This is a genomic window from Martelella endophytica (assembly GCF_000960975.1).
Taxonomy (GTDB): domain Bacteria; phylum Pseudomonadota; class Alphaproteobacteria; order Rhizobiales; family Rhizobiaceae; genus Martelella; species Martelella endophytica.
The window spans coordinates 3,377,441-3,397,043 of the sequence record NZ_CP010803.1 but is presented as its reverse complement, the minus strand read 5'-3'; the positions used below and the strand labels follow the sequence as shown (position 1 = coordinate 3,397,043).

Annotated in this window: 22 protein-coding genes; 16 read left to right on the top strand and 6 right to left on the bottom strand. The window is 62.5% G+C overall.

Annotated features, from left to right (window positions below):
* Positions 1 to 32: 32 nt before the first annotated feature.
* From TM49_RS15560 to nifB, 4 genes are all read right to left on the bottom strand, one after another.
* The gene (locus TM49_RS15560; RefSeq protein ID WP_045682604.1) at positions 33 to 407 is read right to left on the bottom strand and encodes a 2Fe-2S iron-sulfur cluster-binding protein; all 375 of its coding nucleotides are present in this window, start codon (positions 405 to 407) and stop codon (positions 33 to 35) included.
* A gap of 27 nt (positions 408 to 434) precedes the next feature.
* Complete coding sequence (locus tag TM49_RS15555) at positions 435 to 725, bottom strand: 2Fe-2S iron-sulfur cluster-binding protein (protein ID WP_045682602.1); 291 nt, start codon at positions 723 to 725, stop codon at positions 435 to 437.
* 103 nt (positions 726 to 828) lie between these two features.
* Complete coding sequence (locus TM49_RS15550; RefSeq protein WP_045682601.1) at positions 829 to 1,098, bottom strand: 4Fe-4S binding protein; 270 nt, start codon at positions 1,096 to 1,098, stop codon at positions 829 to 831.
* A 22-nt stretch (positions 1,099 to 1,120) separates the two neighbouring features.
* The gene (gene nifB, locus TM49_RS15545) at positions 1,121 to 2,515 is read right to left on the bottom strand and encodes a nitrogenase cofactor biosynthesis protein NifB (protein WP_342021294.1); all 1,395 of its coding nucleotides are present in this window, start codon (positions 2,513 to 2,515) and stop codon (positions 1,121 to 1,123) included.
* 622 nt (positions 2,516 to 3,137) lie between these two features.
* Here nifB and TM49_RS15540 point away from each other — a divergent pair.
* From TM49_RS15540 to TM49_RS15510, 7 genes are read left to right on the top strand one after another with little or no spacing between them, the layout of a single operon-like run.
* Positions 3,138 to 3,461, top strand: a complete 324-nt coding sequence (locus TM49_RS15540) for a HesB/IscA family protein (RefSeq protein WP_045682598.1) — start codon at positions 3,138 to 3,140, stop codon at positions 3,459 to 3,461.
* Positions 3,458 to 3,772, top strand: coding sequence for a NifU family protein (locus TM49_RS15535; RefSeq protein ID WP_052699878.1), 315 nt, complete (start codon positions 3,458 to 3,460; stop codon positions 3,770 to 3,772). Before TM49_RS15540 ends, TM49_RS15535 begins: the two co-directional genes overlap by 4 nt.
* A gap of 10 nt (positions 3,773 to 3,782) precedes the next feature.
* Positions 3,783 to 4,943, top strand: coding sequence for a homocitrate synthase (gene nifV, locus TM49_RS15530; protein ID WP_201777007.1), 1,161 nt, complete (start codon positions 3,783 to 3,785; stop codon positions 4,941 to 4,943).
* Positions 4,940 to 5,269 (top strand): nitrogenase-stabilizing/protective protein NifW, encoded by a 330-nt coding sequence (gene nifW / locus TM49_RS15525; RefSeq protein ID WP_045685334.1) that lies wholly within the window; start codon positions 4,940 to 4,942, stop codon positions 5,267 to 5,269. Before nifV ends, nifW begins: the two co-directional genes overlap by 4 nt.
* A gap of 3 nt (positions 5,270 to 5,272) precedes the next feature.
* On the top strand, positions 5,273 to 5,734 hold the full coding sequence (locus tag TM49_RS15520; protein WP_045682594.1) for a nitrogen fixation protein NifZ: 462 nt from the start codon (positions 5,273 to 5,275) through the stop codon (positions 5,732 to 5,734).
* A complete protein-coding gene (nifM, locus tag TM49_RS15515; RefSeq protein ID WP_045682592.1) occupies positions 5,731 to 6,579 on the top strand; it encodes a nitrogen fixation protein NifM in 849 nt (282 codons plus the stop codon). Before TM49_RS15520 ends, nifM begins: the two co-directional genes overlap by 4 nt.
* A gap of 27 nt (positions 6,580 to 6,606) precedes the next feature.
* The gene (locus TM49_RS15510; protein ID WP_052699876.1) at positions 6,607 to 7,632 is read left to right on the top strand and encodes an FAD-dependent oxidoreductase; all 1,026 of its coding nucleotides are present in this window, start codon (positions 6,607 to 6,609) and stop codon (positions 7,630 to 7,632) included.
* Between the two features lie 78 nt (positions 7,633 to 7,710).
* Here TM49_RS15510 and TM49_RS15505 read toward each other — a convergent pair whose 3' ends face one another.
* Entirely contained in the window at positions 7,711 to 9,165 is a 1,455-nt protein-coding gene (locus TM49_RS15505) for a 4Fe-4S binding protein (protein ID WP_052699874.1), read from the bottom strand.
* Between the two features lie 248 nt (positions 9,166 to 9,413).
* Between TM49_RS15505 and TM49_RS15500 the strand changes: the two genes are divergently transcribed.
* The 4 genes from TM49_RS15500 to TM49_RS15485 all read left to right on the top strand — a co-directional run bounded on the left by TM49_RS15500 (position 9,414) and on the right by TM49_RS15485 (position 12,331).
* On the top strand, positions 9,414 to 9,965 hold the full coding sequence (locus tag TM49_RS15500; RefSeq protein WP_045682591.1) for an iron transporter: 552 nt from the start codon (positions 9,414 to 9,416) through the stop codon (positions 9,963 to 9,965).
* Complete coding sequence (locus TM49_RS15495) at positions 9,955 to 10,329, top strand: cupredoxin domain-containing protein (RefSeq protein ID WP_425283252.1); 375 nt, start codon at positions 9,955 to 9,957, stop codon at positions 10,327 to 10,329. The genes TM49_RS15500 and TM49_RS15495 overlap by 11 nt, the downstream gene beginning before the upstream one ends.
* Before the next feature lie 16 nt (positions 10,330 to 10,345).
* Positions 10,346 to 11,191 (top strand): FTR1 family iron permease, encoded by an 846-nt coding sequence (locus tag TM49_RS15490; protein WP_045685326.1) that lies wholly within the window; start codon positions 10,346 to 10,348, stop codon positions 11,189 to 11,191.
* A 225-nt stretch (positions 11,192 to 11,416) separates the two neighbouring features.
* Positions 11,417 to 12,331, top strand: coding sequence for a helix-turn-helix domain-containing protein (locus TM49_RS15485; protein ID WP_144409579.1), 915 nt, complete (start codon positions 11,417 to 11,419; stop codon positions 12,329 to 12,331).
* Positions 12,332 to 12,353: 22 nt separating this feature from the next.
* Here TM49_RS15485 and TM49_RS15480 read toward each other — a convergent pair whose 3' ends face one another.
* Positions 12,354 to 14,450 carry a TonB-dependent siderophore receptor gene (locus TM49_RS15480; protein ID WP_045682587.1) on the bottom strand — a complete coding sequence of 699 codons (2,097 nt, stop codon included), beginning with the start codon at positions 14,448 to 14,450 and terminating at the stop codon, positions 12,354 to 12,356.
* A gap of 255 nt (positions 14,451 to 14,705) precedes the next feature.
* Here TM49_RS15480 and TM49_RS15475 point away from each other — a divergent pair, with 255 nt between their 5' ends.
* The 5 genes from TM49_RS15475 to TM49_RS15455 are packed head-to-tail and all read left to right on the top strand — an operon-like array spanning position 14,706 to position 19,603.
* Positions 14,706 to 15,680 carry an iron-siderophore ABC transporter substrate-binding protein gene (locus TM49_RS15475; protein ID WP_045682586.1) on the top strand — a complete coding sequence of 325 codons (975 nt, stop codon included), beginning with the start codon at positions 14,706 to 14,708 and terminating at the stop codon, positions 15,678 to 15,680.
* Positions 15,677 to 16,708 (top strand): FecCD family ABC transporter permease, encoded by a 1,032-nt coding sequence (locus TM49_RS15470; protein ID WP_045682584.1) that lies wholly within the window; start codon positions 15,677 to 15,679, stop codon positions 16,706 to 16,708. The genes TM49_RS15475 and TM49_RS15470 overlap by 4 nt, the downstream gene beginning before the upstream one ends.
* Positions 16,705 to 17,739 (top strand): FecCD family ABC transporter permease, encoded by a 1,035-nt coding sequence (locus TM49_RS15465; protein ID WP_082074765.1) that lies wholly within the window; start codon positions 16,705 to 16,707, stop codon positions 17,737 to 17,739. The genes TM49_RS15470 and TM49_RS15465 overlap by 4 nt, the downstream gene beginning before the upstream one ends.
* Positions 17,736 to 18,545 (top strand): ABC transporter ATP-binding protein, encoded by an 810-nt coding sequence (locus TM49_RS15460; protein WP_045682582.1) that lies wholly within the window; start codon positions 17,736 to 17,738, stop codon positions 18,543 to 18,545. Before TM49_RS15465 ends, TM49_RS15460 begins: the two co-directional genes overlap by 4 nt.
* On the top strand, positions 18,542 to 19,603 hold the full coding sequence (locus TM49_RS15455; protein ID WP_045682580.1) for a siderophore-interacting protein: 1,062 nt from the start codon (positions 18,542 to 18,544) through the stop codon (positions 19,601 to 19,603). The genes TM49_RS15460 and TM49_RS15455 overlap by 4 nt, the downstream gene beginning before the upstream one ends.

The following is a 19,603-nucleotide window of genomic DNA, read 5'->3' as shown; positions in this document are numbered from 1 at the left end:
TTGGAAGACCCGAAGATGGTCCTGAACTTGGCTCAGGGCTGGTCTTCCGGCATGCGCTCGTAAGTCACGCGGATATCCTCATCGCGCGTGATCATCTGGCATGCGAGCCGCCACTCGCCGGGCAGATCATCGACGATGATCCGTTCCAGTTCGGCGCGCGACATCTTGCCGATTTCCTGCAGGACGGCCTTTTCCTTCTCCGTCATGTTCACACCCATTTTGGTGGGGTTTCCGTCGGCATCGGTGACGTGGATGACGCAGGTACCGCATTCACCGTCCTGACAGTCGAAGTTGATCGGCACCTTGAACTCTTTTGCCAGCGAAAGAATCGTGCGCTTGTGGCTTGCCGCCGGCACGTAGATTTCGATTTCATCGAAGTCCGGATGCTGGAATATGATCTTGGGCATGGTTCTCTCCTTGCCGCAAATGGGCCGTCAGACCGGACGGACCTTGATTTCGCCCTCGCCCAGGATCTGGGCCTGGCACGCAAGCCGCATGCCGCGACCGGCCAGATTTTCCTTCAGCACCTTGTCTTCCAGCGCCGAGGGTTCGGAAACGAACTCCATGCCCTCATCGACCTTCATCAGACAGGAACCGCAATCGCCCTCGCGACAGCCATAAATGATGCCCGCGCCGACCTTTTCGGATATCTCGATCACCCGCGTGCCGGCCGGAACGTTGACCGAGACGTTGATGTCTTCGAACGTCAGTTTGCCTTTCGCCATTTCACTCTCCTTGTTTCCTCAGTGATGCGATGCGGCCACTGCCGCATCTTCGGCAGCACGGCTTTTCGAAGGTGCTGCGGAATTTTGCGCCCTGCGCGGCTGACTAGACCAGCAATCCGGCCGCGAGCCGCTTTTCCGGCGGAATGCCTGTCAGCGATCCGGGCGGATTGGCCATCTCGCCCAGCGGATCGAGGATCGCACCTTCGACCGGACAGATGCTGGCGCATTGCGAAACGGCGTGCGCGCCCTCGCAATGCGTACACTTCTTTTCGGCGATGGTGAAAACGGGGCTGGTTTCCTGAATGGCACCGCTCGGGCAGACGTCGACGCAGGCGAAGCAGGAAACGCAGTGCTCGGTAATCGAATAGGTCATCTTCGTTCTCGCTCGTGAGGGGCTAGGCAACGGAAGGCGCGGCCTCATTTTCCAGAAGGCCGGCGCGCGCCATCTCCCGGTAGATCGCGCCGACCGCCTCCTCGATAGGCTTTTCAGCATGTTCTCCGTTCGGCTGAATGCCGACGCGCTCCAGACGCTGCCATGGCTTGAAGCCGACCTTCGACGACAGCACGACCTCGCACCCCTCAAGCGCGCGGATAATGTCCTCGAGCGCCAGCGCGCCCGAACCGCAGGTCGCGGGGCCGGAGCAGTAGTTGTCGGCACGGCGCGTGCCGATATAGCGCACGCCCGCAGGCGAGGCCTCATAGACGAGAAACTCTCTTGCCGAGCCGAAATGCTGGTTGATGACGCCGCCGCCCTTGCTGGTGACGGCCATCAGCACCGGTCTCAGCGTGGCCGGAAGTGTCGCCTTTGCCGCCGCCAGCGCCCGCGAAGCCTGGACCGCCGCGCGTTGCTTTTCGATCGCGATGCGCATCTTCGCGCGTTTTTCCCGCGCTGCTTCCTGATCGATGCTCATTGTTTCGATCTTCTCCAGCGTGAACTCGTGACCACGGTCCTCGCCGAGCATGCCGACAGCATCGGCCCGACACTGGCGACAATGGCGCATCAGGTTCATGTCGCTGCAATCGTCCTGCAATGCCTTGAGCTCAGCCGCGGTCGGGCCGCGCTGGCCCATCACGCCGTAATAGGTGCCATGTTCCGGAGCCGCGATCAGCGGCATGACATTGTGCAGGAACGCGCCCTTTTCCTTGATGACGCGGCTCACCTCCTTCAGGTGATCGTCGTTGACACCCGGGATCATCACCGAATTGACCTTCACCAGCACGCCGCGCTCCACCAGCATCTCCAGCCCCTTCTGCTGCTGACGGATGAGGATGCGGGCGGCCTTGACGCCGCGAATGCGGCGGTTGTTCCAGAAGATCCACGGATAGATCTTGGCCCCGACCTCCGGGTCGACACAGTTGATGGTGATGGTGACGTGGTCGATATTGTGCCGGATAAGCTCGTCGACGTGATCGGGCAGGTTCAGTCCGTTGGTCGAGACACAGAGCTTGATATCAGGAGCCTCCTCGGACAGCGCCCTGAACGTGTCGAAGGTGCGCTTCGGATTGGCCAGCGGATCCCCGGGACCGGCGATACCCAGCACCGACATCTGCGGAATATTGGCGGCAACGGCGAGCGTCTTCTTCACCGCCTGTTCCGGCGTCAGAAGCTCCGAGACGACGCCCGGACGGCTTTCATTGGCACAGTCGTACTTACGATTGCAGTAGTTGCACTGGATGTTGCAGGCAGGCGCAACGGCCACATGCATGCGGGCGAAATGATGATGCGCCTCTTCCGAATAACAGGGATGATCCTGGACCCGCTTCCTGATGCTCTCGGGCAGATGGGACATCTGATCGGCCGTCGACCCGCAGGAACTCGTCTGACAGCCACTGACGGAAGAACTGGTCGGTCCGGGAAGTATGATCGCCATTTGCAAGTCCCTTATGTGCGCGACATCCTCAAGAGGTTGCCGTGTTGACGGTCGCAGCAGGCCCGGTTTCAGGGGCTGCAGGTGGAGCACCTCGGCGGAACCCGGCTTCCTGACCGGATTTCAAAAACACGGGCGCATGTTTTCCAATCCGGACATTGCAACCACCGTGCCAGTTCCAAACAGGATGACTATCCTTCTGTTTCGATTTACTTTTTCGGCAGAGGAAAACTCAAATCCTCTGTCGCAAAGCCGACAAAGCACTGAAAATCGCGGTGTTCCGTTCGCAACAACCGGGCCGAATATCGCAATGACAAATGACGTCTCCTGGCTTATCCCTGCCAGAAGCCCGTTATGCGCGGAACTGTCAGGCTTCAACCAACGTGACGCACGGATTGTCGCAAAGCCAACAAACAAGACTGTTGGCCTCTGTCCGCAATTTCAACTGCAATTACAAGGCGTTGAGGCGATGTCGCGGAAGTGGCACGGCGCTTGCTCAGTGATCTGGTGAACATCCTTCGCCACGTTCAAGAGGAGCATTTCGATGCTGATGCTGACAGACAAGGCCCGCGACACGCTCATCCGACTGATGACAGGCTCGGATGAACCGCTGACCGGCCTGAAGCTTGCCGTCGATTCCGGCGGCTGTTCCGGACTGCAATATGCCATGGCCCTGATCGGCAAACCTTTCGAAGATGACATCGTCGTCGATTGCGATGGAACGCGGATTTATGTCGACCCGCAAAGTGCCGGCATCCTCAACGGCACCACGATCGATTATGTCGAGAGCATCGGGGCATCGGGCTTTATCTTCGACAACCCAAACGCCGCTCACAAATGCGCCTGCGGAAAGAGTTTTGCAGCATGAGCAGCGAGATCACATTACCCGTCGAGGATCCAGCAAGGATCAACGAAGAAAAGGCCGGCGAAGACAGGCGCCGGGCTCGCATCAACCTCGTCATCGAGAGCCTGCGTCCGACACTTCAGGCGGACCGTGGTGACATCGAGCTGGTCGATATCGTCGGCGACAAGATTTTCGTCAAGATGACCGGCGCCTGCGTTGGCTGTCAGCTCGCCGCCTTCACGCTCCACGGTGTCAAGCAGCGCATCTGCAGCGAACTCGGCGAAGCGGTGCGTGTGATCCCGGCAAGCCAGATCACCAAGCTGCGCGGCAGATGAGGCGATGAACATGTGCCGCCCCATGCCTGCCCGGCCGATCATCATCAACGACACGACCCTGCGCGATGGCGAACAGACGGCAGGGGTTGCCTTCACCGCCGAGGAAAAGCTCGAGATTGCCCGCGCTCTCGATGCGATCGGCGTCCCGGAACTTGAGGTCGGCATTCCAGCGATGGGCGCAAAGGAATGCGAAACCATCCGCGCCGTCGCGGACCTCGGTCTGAAGGCCCGGCTGATGGTCTGGTGCCGCATGCGCGAAGACGACCTTGCCGCCGCCGCGCGCCTGGGCGTCCATCTCGTCGATCTGTCCATCCCTGTCTCAGACACGCAGATGACCTACAAGCTGAAGCGGACACGTGAACAGGCGCTTGCGATCATTGCCGATATGGTGCCGCGCGCGCTGGATACCGGCATGGATGTCTGCATTGGAGGCGAGGATGCCTCGCGCGCCGACCCCGACTTCCTGCTCGCCGTTCTGGAAACGGCGGAGCGGGCGGGTGCCCGCCGCTTCCGTTTTGCCGACACGACCGGCGTACTCGAGCCCTTCGGCACGGCCGATATCTTTGCCCGCCTGAGGGCCCATACCGGCCTCGAACTGGAAATGCACGCCCATGACGATTTCGGCCTGGCAACGGCCAATTCGCTGGCGGCAGCCACCCATGGCGCGACCCATGTCAACACCACCGTCAACGGCCTTGGCGAGCGGGCCGGAAACGCGCCGCTCGAAGAGTTCGTTATGGGCATGCGCCATCTGCACCAGAGCGACACCGGCGTGTCGCTCGCCGATTTCTGTCGCCTCTCCGATCTGGTGGCGGCCGCTTCCGGCAGGCCTGTCGGCTGTCAGAAGAGCCTGATCGGCAAGTCGGTCTATACCCATGAATCCGGGATCCACGTCGATGGGCTCTTGAAGAACCCCCTCACCTATCAGGGCCACGACCCGGCCGAAATGGGCCGGCACCACGAGTTCGTTCTCGGCAAGCATTCCGGCACCAGTGGCGTCATTCATGCCTATGGCGCGCTCGGTCTCACGCTCAGTCGCGAGGATGCCGGTCGGCTCCTCGATGAAATCCGCATGTTCGCGGAAACCGAAAAGCGCGCACCGAACGCCGCCGAACTCACCGGTTTTCACCGGAATCTGAACGGGGCCAAGCGCGAATGGAGCCACGCATGAGAAACGATACGCTCGAAGAAGAGCTCGCCGAACTCAATAGCGCGGAAGAGTTCTTCCAGTTCTTCGGAATCGAGACCGATCCTGCAGTCGTCTTCGTCAATCGGCTGCACATCCTCCAGCGCTTCCACGACTACCTCGAAAAGGAGGACGCCGGACCGGCGGATAGCGAAAGCTGGAACGCCTTCTATGCCCGCCATCTGCAGCGAGCCTATTCCGACTTTGTCAGCTCGGACGCGCACACGGAGAAGGTCTTCAAGGTCTTCCACCATCAGCCGCAGCGGCGTCCCGCCTTCGTGCCGCTCACCAGTATCGTGAAGAAGATCTGATCCATGGAACCGCTTCGTTTCGAATATGGCGACGAGGTGCGCGTGACCCGCAACGTGCGCAATGACGGGACTTTTCCGGGCATGGCCACCGGTTCATTGCTCGTGCGGCGCGGCTCCACCGGTATCGTTCGCGACGTCGGCACCTTTTTGCAGGATCAGACCATCTACACCGTGCATTTTCTCGATGAAGACCGGCTGGTCGGCTGTCGCGACGGCGAGCTGATCGGCGGTGACGACCCCTGGGTCGAAACCCTGATCGAATTCGGCGACACGGTGGCGGCGGCACTTTCGCTCGGCGTGCGTGGCAAGATTGTTGCCGGTCCGGGCGATGAGGGCGAAGTCCTCAAGGTGTTGCGCGATCTGCCCGGCGGCCCTGCCTATCACATCCGCTTTCCCGGCCGCACGCTGCTGGTTCCGGAGACGGCCCTTTGCGCTGCAACTGTATCCGAGGTGGAAGAGGCATGAACGACACCGTCCTCGCCCACCATCGCCTGAAGGCAGCGTTGCATCGCTTTTCCTGCCGCTACGTTGAACTGGACAACCGCTCGCGGCACCAGATCGATGCCGATGTGGCGCGTGCCATGGCGATGGAGGAGGCCGTGCTGCAAAGTACCGAGGCGATCTCGGTTTCCGTCCCGCCCGAAACCCTCGATGACGCCCTGCAGGACATTCGTGCGCGCTACAGCGATGAAGAGGCTTTCCAGGCCGATCTGTCGCTGAATGATCTTTCTCTGTATGGCCTCAAGGCGGCGCTTTACCGCGAGCTGAAAACCGACGCCGTTCTGGAGAAGGTGGCGGCCGCCCTTTCCTATCCCTCCGAAGCCGAGCTTCATGCCTGGTATGACAGCCATCGCGACAGATTTGCCGCTCCGGAAACACGCATGGCGCGCCATGTGCTGGTCACGGTGAACGACGCCTATGTTGAAAACCGGCGCGCCGAGGCGTTTGCGCGGATCACCGATCTGAGGCGCCAGCTCGACGGCACGATCGCATCGTTCGAGCAGATCGCCCGCCGACATTCCGAATGTCCCACCGCCATGGAGGGCGGGAGGCTCGGCACGGTAGCTCCCGGCACGCTCTATCCGCAACTCGATATGGCGCTTTTTCGACTTGGCGAAGGCGAGGTTTCGGATGTGCTGGAAAGCGCGGTCGGCTTTCACATCATCCTGTGCGAGGCGGTCCATCCCGCGCGGCAGGTGCCGTTTGCTGAAGCCCGCGAGAAGATCCGCACTGCGCTTGACAACAAGCGCCGCGAACGGGCCAAGGCGCGTTGGCTGGCGGCGCTGATGGCACAGCCGGAAACGGCTTGAATTGAAACGAACTGGAGGTCTTCTTCGATGAGCAGTATCAGCAGACGCCGCCTTCTTGCCACGGGTGCCGGCATCGCTGTTGCCGGTGCGTTTGGCCTGCCCGCCATTCTCGCCCGTCCCGCCCATGCTCGCGTGCTGATCATCGGCGGCGGGCCGGGCGGCGTTGCGGCTGCCCTCGCGGTGAAGGCGAAAAGCCATGATGCCGATGTGCTGGTGGTCGAACGCGACCCCACCCGGCTTTTGCGCCAGAACGAGACCGACATCATCACCGGCAGGCGCGATCCGGCGGACTATCACAAACTTGCCGCAGCCGGCGTCGAGGTCAGTCTTGACGATATTCGCAGTATCGACTGGCAGACGCGGCGGGCCGAAGCCCTGAGCGGACGTTCTTTTGCCTTCGATCATGTCATCCTCGCCCCCGGCATTGCCATGCGCGATGAACACATCGCCGGTTATGACCGCGAGGCGGCCGAGCGCTTCCCCCACGGCTGGACCGATCGACAGGGTGTTGCGGCACTTGCCGCCAATATCCGCGCCATGGCCAATGGCGGCACGGTGATCATCCGCATTCCGCCCGGACGCATGCGCTTTCCCGAAGGCGCCTATCGCCGTGCCGGCGAAATCGCGCGCTATCTGGAAGCCGAGAAACCCGATGCCGTGGTGGTCATTCTGGATCACAGCCAGCCGGGACCTCGTGAGGTAGCGATGCTTGCCCGATTGTCTGCCCGTTTCGGCGAGCGGATCGAATATGTCTCCGGCGAACTCTTCGGCGCGATGCGATCCGTGGAGACGGAAAACCGTGTGCTGAACGGCGAGCGCATGAGCCTATGCGGCGACGTCATCAATTTCATTCCTGCGCAGGAAGCCGGACGTATCGCTCGCGTTTCAGGCCTTGCCGACGACAGCGGCTGGTGTCCGGTCGAAAGCGAGACAGGGGCCTCTCGCCTGCATCAGCGTGCCTACCTCATCGGCGACAGCTCGGCCGTCGCCGGAAACGCCGATCTCGCCGCCATCGATCGCAGGGCGCAGATCATCGCCAACGCAATCGCCTGACCTCGCCGTCTCACGTCGCAAAGCCCCGCAGTTCGTCTGCGGGGCCTTCTTTTTGCGGCGAGGTATCCGGAATGACGCTCAAAGGCCGAAGATCGCCGGCCACCAGCCGATACCGACCACCAGGCTTCCGGCAATTCCGGGCAGCAGCGGAACAAGGCGGCGGTTCAGCGAGACGTTCTGGCGCTCGAGGATCTTGATGCCGAGCCACACGCTCCAGACGACACCGGTGAGAAACAGACCGCCGCGGATTGCGCCCTCACCCGCCTCACCAAGGGCGGTGTAGCGCAGCGGATGGAGCAGTTCGGCACCAAGGCCGATAATGAGGCTCATCAGCGCGACCGGCGCATATTGATAGCCAAGCTCGGTGAAAAGCTGGCGGCGTCCACCGTCCGCGCCGGCCCGCTTCGCCAGCCAGGCACTGACGGCAGTCAATCCCGCGAGCACGGCGGTCAGCAGCGCCATCGTCGCCAGCATGAAGAACACGATCATCAGAAAATCGAGCCAGCGGAAGACTTCGGCACGTGCCGGATGGACACTCATCAGCCATGAGGGACCGATGGACGTGACCCAGTTCCAGCCGTGCTCGATGCTCCAGACGCCGAAGGCCTGACGCAGCTGCTGATACTGCGGCAGCACCAGCCAGAGGAAGCCGCCCAGCGCGACGCCCGTATCGAGAAACAGGAACCAGGCTTCCGCCGGGTTGGCGCGGTTATCGCGGATGGTTTCGACTTCCTGCCCCGGATGGCGGATATCCAGGCGGAGACTGCCCGCTGCCTGCGGATGCACGCAGCGGAAGCAGGTGATGCAGTGCCGGCTTTCATTCTTGCGCGGCAGATCGATCATGGTCGGGCACGCGCCTTTTTCGGTATAGGCATCGCCACCCGCAAGCCTCACCTTCGGCGTGAACTGGACCGCGCCCAGGCGCGAATAGAGTCCCAGAACGCGGCCGATCGGGCAGAGGTGCCGGCACCAGACGCGCTTCTTGCGCCCGTAAATGCCGCCAATGGCAATGGCAAGCAGCATGGTGCCGCCGAAAAGTCCGGCAGCGGCTTCGGGATGGTCGCGCACGCCGATCGTCTGGCCATAGACCGTCATGATGATGAAACTCAGCGCCGGCGTGCCTTCCCAGCGGATCCAAGCCGGGATCTTCCGGTGCAGCCCGTATCGGTTGGCAAGCTCCGAGGCCGCCCCCATCGGGCACAGCACGCCGCACCACAGACGCCCCAGCACGATGACCGACAGAAATACCAGCGGAAACCATATCCCCCAGAGGAGGTATTGCAGCGCCAGCGTCCAGTTCGTCAGCGGCGTCGTTTCCGCTGCGGGATCGGCCAGAAGCACCGGGATGCCGATCACGATGAGAAAGACGATGAACATGCCCGCCTGAACCAGACCGAAACGTCCCCGCGTGGCCACCATCCAACCCTCGAGCCGGACCACCCAACCGGGACGATCCGGCAGCGCCTGCTTCTCCGCCCGCTTCGAAACGTGGGCGTGATGGGCGGTGCTGAGATGGTTATAAATTTCAGTCATGGCGGGCCTTCGGCAGGTTGCTGAATGACCGGCGGAAACAGCTGTGTCGATATTTCGGAGAAATCGCTGGCCGGTTCCGGTGTGCTACCGGTAAATCAAGACAAACACACTCAACTTTAACAGTAATGGCCAAGTAAATAATTGAAATACGTCAACATTTCAGTGAAATAAATAAAACTTTCGTAATTGACTCCAGTTTATTCCAGCAGAAAATAAGGCAGTCGAAACGCTAGAAACGAGGATTGCCCGTGCGTTACAGAACCTCCCTCTCTTCACGCCTTGCCCCCGCGGCTTTCGCCGCCGCTCTCGCCCTCGGCGCTGGTGCCGCCGAAGCGCTCGAATACCCGATCGGAGAACCGCAGGAAGATGGCGGTATGGAAGTTGCAGCCGTCTATCTTCAGCCGATCGAGATGGAACCGGCCGGCATGATGAAACCGGCAGCCGAAAGCGATATCCATCTCGAAGCCGACATCCACGCCACCCGCGACAACGTCAACGGCTTCGCCAATGGCGACTGGCTGCCCGATCTCAATGTCAGCTTCGTTCTGTCCAAGGATGGCCAAACGGTTGCCGAGGGCCCGCTGATGGCCATGGTCGCCTCCGACGGTCCGCATTACGGCGACAACATCAAGCTCGACGGCCCCGGCGGCTACCACCTTGTCTTCTCCATCGCACCGCCCGAAGGCATGACCTTCGGACGCCACGTCGATGACGAAACCGGTGTGGCCCCCTGGTTCACCCCGTTCGAAACCACCTATGACTTCACATTCACGGGGGTCGGGAAAAAAGGTGGCTACTGATCTTGGTGATCGCCAGATCCGGTCGCGGCGCCTTGTCGCCGCGACCGCTCTTGGCCTCGCGATGATGCTGCCGGGTCTCGCCCTTGCCGATGATCCGGTGTTCACTATCACCTTCAACGATGGCGAGATGACCCCGAGCCGCCTGGAAGTGCCTTCCGACAGCCGGTTCGAGATCCGCCTGATCAACGAGGGCAAGACGCCTGCGGAATTTGAAAGCATTCCGCTCAGGAAAGAAAAGGTCATCGGCCCCGGTGTCGAGACATTCATCGTGATCAAATATCTCGATCCCGGCGAATATTCCTTCTTCGACGATTTCCATCCCGATGCGCCGCCGGCCATTCTCGTCGCCGTCGAGCCACAATAAGCTGCAGAGAACCGACATGTTCGCATCCATCGTCTTTGTCGTCTGGCGCGAAAGCGTCGAAGCCCTGCTGGTCATCGGCATCCTCGATGCCTGGCTTGTGGCGCAGAACACCGATACGCGAAAGCCGCGCGCTTATCTCTGGGGCGGTGTGATTGCCGGCCTTGCAGTCGCAGGCGTTCTGGCCGCCGGTCTGCTGATGATCGGCGAAGCGCTTTCTGAAGAGGCGCAGATCATCTACCAGACCGCCATGGTTCTCGTCGCCGCCGGGCTGATCCTGCAGATGGTTTTCTGGATGCGCGGTCACGCCCGCAACTTGCGGCGCGATCTGGAAGGCTCGATGGCGACCGCAGTCAGCGCGCAAAACTGGTGGGGTGTCTTTGCTCTGGCGTTGATCGCTGTTGCGCGCGAAGGCAGCGAAACCGTCATCTTCCTTTATGGCATCCTCTCCGCCGGCGCCATGAGTTCGACCTCTGCCGGCGTTTTCGCGGGCCTTGAAGGTCTGGCCGCGGCAGCAGTCACCTATGGCTTGCTGATGGCCGGAAGCCGCATCGTGTCCTGGTCGGTTTTCTTCCGCATCACCGAAATCATGCTGCTGCTTCTGGCCTGCGGCCTGTTCATGACCGGCATTGACGGGCTGATCGATCTTGGAGTGCTGCCGCGTCTTTCGCGCGGGCTCTGGAACAGCAACTGGCTTTTGTCGGACGGTACGCAGACCGGCGGCTTCATCGCCTCGCTGACCGGTTACCGCGCCCGGCCAAACCTGATGGAGCTATTGGCTTTCACTGCCTACTGGATTGCCATCATCAGCCTCTTCACCCGCTCCCGATGGACGGCAGCCAGGATTGCCGCAAGCCGCGGGTAACATCGCCCGCATACGATTCTGCCACATCTCTGCCGCCGGACCGCTTCAGGCGGCGCCGGTCGTCAGGCATTCGTTTGCCTGCAATGTTCGTTCGCTTGACCATGCAGAGGCAATGGCCAGCCAACCGCGCCTGCTTGCCACAGCGAAATAACATGATAATTATACTCACATTTAACTGCGCCCGACCTCCCGCTGAGCGCTGCAGAACGACGAAACGGTTTCGGTTTGAACTATCAGCACTCGATGATCTGCCACACCGAAGGCATTCGGCCGGTTGCGCCGGTGAAGTGGCGTGGGCTGGATGGGCTTGTCGGCGTCTTCTGGGATGCCGAGGGAGAGGCTGGCGCCCATGCCTATTACCTTTCGCCTGATCCGCGCATCGTCATCTTCTTCAACGATGTCTCGCCGCATATCCGCATGACCAATCATGACGGCGGGATCGGGCGAAAGGACCGGCCGATGACGCGGGCGATCTTCGTCCCGGCCGGCACGCCGATGTGGACCAAGTTCACCTCCTGGCACCGCTTCTCGCATCTCGACCTGCACCTCCATCAGGGCCGGCTGCTGCGACTGCTTGCGCCGGCGGTCGGCAGTTCGGCGGCGCGCGCGATCTTGCGGCGGCCGGTGGAAATCCAGGATGTCGGGCCGATCGCTGCCCTTGCCGACATGATCGTGGAGGAACTCGCGAACCCGATGCGGCATCCGCTTTATGCCGAAAGCCTTGTCGGCAGTGTCGCCGCAGCCCTTCTCGATATCCCGCGCGAACAGGAAAAGGCGGCTGGCGGGCGCATTACCCAGGGGCAGATGAACCGACTGCTTTCAAGCTTCAATACCCGCGCCGACGGCCGCATGTCGGTTGCCGAAATGGCGGGCACGGTGGGTCTGTCCGAAAGCTGGTTCGCCACCGTCTTCCGCGAGACCACGGGCAAGACGCCGCTGCAGTGGCAGCGCGAGAAACGCATCGAGCGGGCACAAGCGCTGCTGGTGACGACCGGCCTCAGCCTTGCCGATGTCGCCGCCAAGCTCGGCTTTTCCGATCAGGCGCATCTGACAAAAGTGTTCCGCCAGGTCGTCGGCGAGACGCCGGCCGCCTGGAAGCGGGCGCAGCCGACGGATTTGATCAAGGGCCCCGCCCGGTAGCACCGGACGGGGCCTTTTCCTGTTACCAGGTCTGCCGCAGGGTTGCGTAGACGGCCCGGCCGGGATTGTACCAATCCGCACCATAGCCGCCGTACGAGACGTGCTTCTCGTTGAAGAGGTTGCTGACATTCACCTGGAAGGTCGTGTGTTCGGCAACGTCATAGGAGAAGGCAGCGTCGAAGACGATCGCGGCATCCGATTTCAATGTGTTCGCATCATCGAAATAATAGGAGCTCTGATAGCGCGCGCCGAGACCGAAGGTCATGTCGCCGCGGCGGCCCTCGCCTTCCCACTCGTAATCGACCCAGAGCGATGCCGAATTGTTCGGCACGAAGGAGAGCTGGTTGCCGACATTTCCTGCCGTGCCGTTCTCCAGGATGTCCGACATCATGTAGGAATAGGCGGCGGTGAAGCTGATGTTGTCGATCAGCTCGGCCTTGGCCTCGAGATCGACACCGCGCACGCGCACCTCGCCGATCGCTTCCTGCATGTTGGTTGCCGGGTTGGTGCGGGTAATGTTGTTCTTGGTGAGGTCGTAGACCGAAGCGCTAAACGTGCCCGGGAAGGCCTGCGGGGCGTATTTGACGCCGATCTCATACTGCTCGCCGCGCTCCGGATCGACGCCGAGCGTGGGCGGTGCGACCGACTGCGAATAGGCGGCATAGGTCGAGACCTCGTCCGTGAGCAGGTAGGTCAGGCCGCCGCGGCCGGTGAATTCGCTGAAATCGCCGAAGGTCTCGACGCCCGAAAGGTTGTTGAGCGAGGAAAGATCGAGCCAGTCGTTGCGCAGGCCGAAGCTTGCGATCACCTTGTCGGCGAAGGTCAGCTCCTGCTGCATGTAGAGCGCCGTCGTCTTCTGCTCGCTGTCCGTGCTCGCATAGGGGCCGGTGTAGTTCGGGCCGCCGGAATAGACGGGATTGGTCCAGTCGATCCCCGGAGCAAGGTCGTAATAGCTGTCATTCGTGCCGGAATAGTCATTGTACATGACGCCGGCGAGCGTGCGGCTGTCGACGAAGTCGAAATAGGCGTCGTACTGCAGATGCGCGTCGAAGATGAAGTTCTTGTCGGTGCTGGCATTGCCGAAATAGTAGCGGTCGGCAATCGTGTCGCCGTTGTCGACCGGCTCGTAGACATAGGCATAGCCGAATCCGGTATCCGAATCGCTGTAACGCGCGCTGGCGTTCACCGTCAGGCCGGAGCCGAAGTCATGATCGAACAGCACGGTGTAGGTGCTGCGCTTGGTCGTGTCGTAATTGTAGTCCGGCTCGCCGAGGAAGACGCTGCGCGGGAAGTCGGAGCCGACCGGATGGCCGCCGCCGCCCGGCACGCCGTCGAGGTCGAGATAGTCATAGAGGAAGGTCAGGCTGGTCGCATCATCCGGGCGGAAGGTCAGACCGCCCATGATGAAGCTCTCATTGTCCTGCGAATAGTCGTATTCGGCGTCAGAATTCTGGAACTTACCGGTCAAGCGATAGGAAACGGTGGCGTCATCGGTGATGTTGTCACCGAAATCGAAGCCGACCTCGGCATGGTTGAACGAACCGCCGGTGACATAGGCCTCGCCGAAGCGCTCTTCCTTCGGCTTTTTCGATACGTAGTTGACCATGCCACCCGGGTCCGAAACGCCGAAGACGGTCGAATTCGCGCCCTTCAGCACCTCAATACGTTCAAAGGCGTAAGGCTCTTCGCGCACGCCGCCAAAGGGGTCTCCGAGCGTCAGGCCATCGCGATAGGCATAGGCGTCGAAGCCGCGGATCTTGAAATAGTCGAAGCGATCATCGGAACCGTAGAAGTCGGTGGTAACACCGGCGGTATATTCGATCGCCTCCTCGACACTCTGGACATCGCGGGCCTGCATCTCCCGCGAGGTGATCACCGAGACCGAGGCAGGCGTATCGAGGAAGTCATTCGCCAGACCGACACCGCTGGTGCTGGTGAAGGAGACGATGGAATTGGCGTCGTCGTCGCCCGAAAGGCTGACGGTCACCGGCTCGAGCACGGTGGTTTCCTGCGCCCTGAGGGCAGCCGGTGCGGTGGCGGCAAGCGCTGTGCAGCCAAGAAGGAGCGCGGTTCTGTAGCCAAGCGTTGTGGCCCGTCGGCGGGTCGAATGCATATCCATTGTCGAGTTCCAGAATGTCAGGATTGGCGGGCCCGCCCGCCCCTTCGGCCAGACGCCTTGCGAGGTTGACGAACCGTCGATGTCACAACCTCTTTAACTTGATAAAAATAATCCAGTATTGTAGCTTTCCCCGGAATTGTACAAATCCCCGGAAAGTTAAGCCCGTCCCGAAGCGGTCTCGCAGCGGTGTGCTTGACCTCTCCTGATGAACATGAAAATAAAAGTCAACTTTTATCCCACACGGAGAGCTGGCTCATGTTCCGCCTTTCCGGCTTCTTCCTTGCCGCACTGCCTGTTGCCGCGCTGGCGGGGGAAAGCCTGCCGCAGCCGATCACCATCCACCATGCCTTCGGCACGACCGTCATCACCGAAAAGCCGGACCGCGTGGCCACAGTCGCCTGGGCCAACCACGAAGTGCCGCTGGCCCTCGGCGTCGTTCCGGTCGGCATGGCCGCCGCCAATTTCGGCGATGACGATGGCGACGGCATCCTGCCATGGGTCTCCGAGCGGCTGAAGGAACTGAACGCGACACCACCGGTCCTCTTCGACGAAGGTGACGGCATCGATTTCGAGGCTGTCGCCGCCACCCAACCGGATGTGATTCTTGCCGCCTATTCCGGGCTCAGCCAGTCGGACTACGACACGCTGAGCCAGATCGCCCCGGTCGTTGCCTATCCGGAATCGCCCTGGTCAACGAGCTGGCGCGACATGATCCGGCTCGACAGCGCCGGGCTCGGCATGCCGGAAGAAGGCGAAGCGCTGATCCACAAAATCGAGGGCGAAATCGCCGACGAGGTCGCAAAGTACCCTGTACTTTCCGGCAAGACGGCGATGTTCGTCACCCATCTCGATCCGACCAATCTCAGCGTCGTGAACTTCTATACGACGCAGGACACACGCGTTCAGTTCTTCGGTGACCTCGGCCTTGCGATGCCGCAGAGTGTTGCCGATGCCTCGCAGAACGGCAGCTTCTCGGGTTCGGTCAGCGCCGAGCGGATCGACACGTTCGATGATGTCGACATTCTGGTGACCTATGGCAACGGGCTGTTGCTGACGGCGATGAAGCTGAACCCGGTCTTTGCCCACATGCCCGTGGTGCAGAATGACGCGATCGTGCTGCTTGGCCGCAATCCGCTTGGCACGGCCGCCAATCCGACGCCGCTGTCGATCAGCTGGGTGCTTGAAGACTACGTCGCGATGCTCGCGGACGCCGCCGCCAAGAGCGAATGATTTCCGCCGCTCCCCCTGCCCCCGGTTTTGCGGCCGCCCGTTCGCGCCGTATGGTCTGGCTCGCTTCGATGATCGGCCTCGTGCTCCTGCTGATGCTGGCATCGCTCGCGATCGGTACCCGAAACGTGCCCGTCTCCGATATAGTGTCCGCGCTTGCCGGCCATGATGAGACGATCGGCGAGGCCGTCGTCGCGCTCCGCATACCGCGCACGCTGCTCGCAGCGCTTGCCGGCGCGGCACTTGGGCTCTCGGGGGCGATCATGCAGGGCGTGACCCGCAACCCGCTCGCCGAACCCGGCATTCTCGGCGTCAACACCGGCGCTGCGCTCGCCATCGTCATCGGCGTCGCCTGGTTCGGGATCTCCTCCGCGGCCGCCTATATCTGGGTCGCCATTCTCGGCGCAGGCGTCAGCGCCGCCTTTGTCTATACGATCGGATCGATGGGGCGCGGCGGGCCGACGCCATTGAAACTGGCGCTCGCCGGAACCGCGACGGCCATCGCGTTTTCATCCCTCGTCACCGCCATCGTGCTGCCACGTAACGACATTGCCGGCGGCATCCGGGCCTGGATGATCGGTGGCGTCGGCGGCGCGACCTTCGAGCGCCTGCTGCCGGTTCTGCCTTTCCTGCTCGCGGGCTTCGTGCTGGCGATGCTCTCGGCCCGCAAGCTCAATGCCATGGCGCTTGGCGACGAGCTCGCCCGTGGCCTCGGCGAACGCACCGCTCTTGCCCGCGCCGTGGCGGCGCTTGCCGCCATCCTGCTCTGCGGCGCAACCACCGCCATCTGCGGTCCCATCGTCTTCGTCGGGCTGATGGTGCCGCATGTCTGCCGGCTGATCATCGGCATCGATCAGCGCTGGCTGCTGCCGTTCTCGGCGCTTGGCGGCGCGGCACTGCTGCTTGCCTGCGACATTGTCGGCCGCATCGTGGCGCGACCGGGCGAACTCGATGTCGGCATTGTCACCGGCCTCGTCGGTGCGCCCTTCTTCATCTATATCGTCAGACGGCAGCGGGTGCGCGAACTATGAGCGAAGTTGTGCTTCATGCGGTGAAAGCCATCCGCGTGCACCGCCGGCAACGGCTGACACTGCTTGTCGGGGCGCTTCTTGCTGCCGTGTTGGTCCTGTTTGCCCTGTCGCTGACGCTCGGCCAGTCGTTCACCCCGCCGGCAGACGTCATCGCCGTGCTTCTCGGCCATGATGTTCCCGGCGCAGGCTTTACCGTCGGGCAATTGCGGTTGCCGCGAGCGGTGGCGTCGATCCTCGCCGGGCTTTCCTTCGGCCTCGGCGGCGTCACCTTCCAGACGATGCTCCGCAATCCGCTGGCAAGCCCCGACATCATCGGCATCAGCGCCGGCGCCAGTGCTGCCGCGGTCTTTGCCATCGTCGTGCTGTCTATGACGGGAACGGCCGTCTCGATCTTCGCCGTCGTCGTCGCCCTTGCCGTCGCGCTTCTGGTTCACGGACTGTCCTTCAGCCACGGCGTTGCCGGCACGCGGTTCATCCTCGTGGGCATCGGTGTCGCCGCCATGCTGGAGAGCGTCATCGCCTATATTCTTTCCATCGCGCCCAACTGGAACCTGCAGGAGGCGATGCGCTGGATGACGGGAAGCGTCAACGGCGCCCGGCTTTCGGAAGCCCTGCCGATGCTGCTGAGCCTCGCCGTCTTCGGCAGCCTGCTGCTGCTGCGCCGGCGCGACATCGAGGCGCTGCGTCTCGGCGATGACACCGCGGCAGCGCTTGGCGTGGATGTGGCCCGCACCCGGATGCTGGCGATGGTCGCAGCCGTCGGCCTGGTCGCGATCGCGACCGCGATGACCGGACCGATCGCCTTCGTCGCCTTCCTCTCCGGTCCGATTGCCGCCCGGATCGCCGGAAACAGCGGCTCGCTGCTGCTGCCGGCCGCCCTTGTCGGGGCCGTGCTGGTGCTTTCCGGCGACTATATCGGCCAGTTCCTGCTGCCGGCGCGCTATCCTGTGGGCGTCGTCACCGGCGCGCTTGGGGCGCCCTACCTTCTCTACCTCATCATCCGGGTCAACCGCAGCGGAGGCTCGCTATGAACGTTCACGCCCTTGTCGCGGAAAACATTTCGGCCGACTATGGCGACAAGGCCGTGTTCGAGAAGCTGTCGGTTGCCGTTCCGCCCGGCCAAATCAGCGTCATCGTCGGCGCCAATGCCTGCGGAAAGTCGACGCTTCTGCGCACGCTCTCGCGTCTGATCGCGCCCCGCGAGGGCCAGGTCCTGCTCGATGGCAGGTCCATCCACAGAATGCCGACCCGGACGCTTGCCCGCACGCTCGGTCTGCTGCCGCAATCGCCGATCGCGCCGGAGGGCATCACCGTCGCCGATCTCGTCAGCCGTGGGCGCCATCCGCACCAGGGGATGTTTTCGCGCTGGAGTGCAGATGATGACGCCGCCGTCGCGGCCGCGCTTCAGACCACCGGAACCGCAGATCTCGCCGAACGCCCGGTCGACGAGCTTTCCGGCGGGCAACGCCAGCGCGTCTGGATCGCCATGGTGCTGGCGCAGCAGACCGGCCTGCTGCTGCTCGATGAGCCAACAACCTTCCTCGACATCAGCCATCAGGTGGAGGTCCTCGATCTCCTGACCGACCTTAACCACCGCGACGGCACCACCATCGTCATGGTGCTGCACGACCTCAACCTCGCCGCCCGCTACGCCGATCACCTGATCGCCATGGAGGGTGGCCGCATCCGCTGCTCCGGCAGCCCGGAGGATGTGCTGACGGAGGAGACGGTGCGCGCCGTGTTCGGGCTCGAAAGTCGCGTCATCGCGGACCCGGTCTCCGGCCGGCCCATCATGCTGCCGATCGGCCGCCACCACAGCAGGGAGCACGCCAGATGAACGCACCTTACAGCCTCTCCGGAACCGCAAAGCTTGCCGGCGTCGACGCCATGCTGGCCGAAATCGCCGAGCACTTCGTCGAACATGCCGCTGTCGCCCGCGACGACGACCGGGTGACGCTGACGGAGGAACACGGTCAAGCCGTCATCGCTGCCAGCGACGGCGGGCTTTCGATCGCGTTGTCCGCGGTCAGCGCCGAAGCGCTGCAGATCTACCGGACGATGCTCGCCGAACATCTCTATTATTTCGCCCGCAACGAACCCTTCGAGCTGCACTGGACCAACCCGCCGCCGCCCGCCGTTCCCGCCAATCTTTACGAAGGCTCCGTGGTCAGCACCGCCGAAATCACGCCGCACATGCTCCGCGTCATCGTAGCGGTTGACGATGTGACGCCGTTCATCGGCGGCGATATGCATGTCCGGTTCATCGTGCCGCCGCCTGGGCGCGCACCGGTCTGGCCGGTGATCGGCGATGACGGCCGCATCGTCTGGCCGTCCGGCGATGATGCCCTTCTGGTGCGGGCCTACACGATCCGCGCCGTTGACGCCGAGCGCAACCAGCTTGCCATCGACTTCCTGCAGCACCCGATGCCCGGCGTCGATACGCCTGGCGCGGATTTCGCTCAGAATGCGAAGCCGGGAGACCGAGTGGCGCTGATGGGACCGGGTAGCGGCGAGGTGCCGAAGGCGCAGTCCATCCTTCTGATCGGCGACGAGACCGCTCTGCCCGCGATCGCCCGCATTGCCGCGGAGGTGCCGGAAGGCACCCGGCTTGAAGCGATCATCGAGGTCGAGAACGCAGCGGAAGAACAGCCGCTACCCACAAGGGGCGAGCTCTCCGTATGCTGGCTGCACCGCGCCGACTATCCGCAGGGCGCCGAAACCGTGCTTGCGAATGAGGCCATCGCGGCCATTGCGCAGTCGGAAACCGATCGTTTCGTCTGGGCCGCTTGCGAAAAGGCCGATATCCGGATCATCCGCCGCGTGTTGAAGGAGCGCGGCCACGAGCGTCGGAACATGTACGTCGCCTGGTACTGGGCCCGCGGCATCACCGGCTGA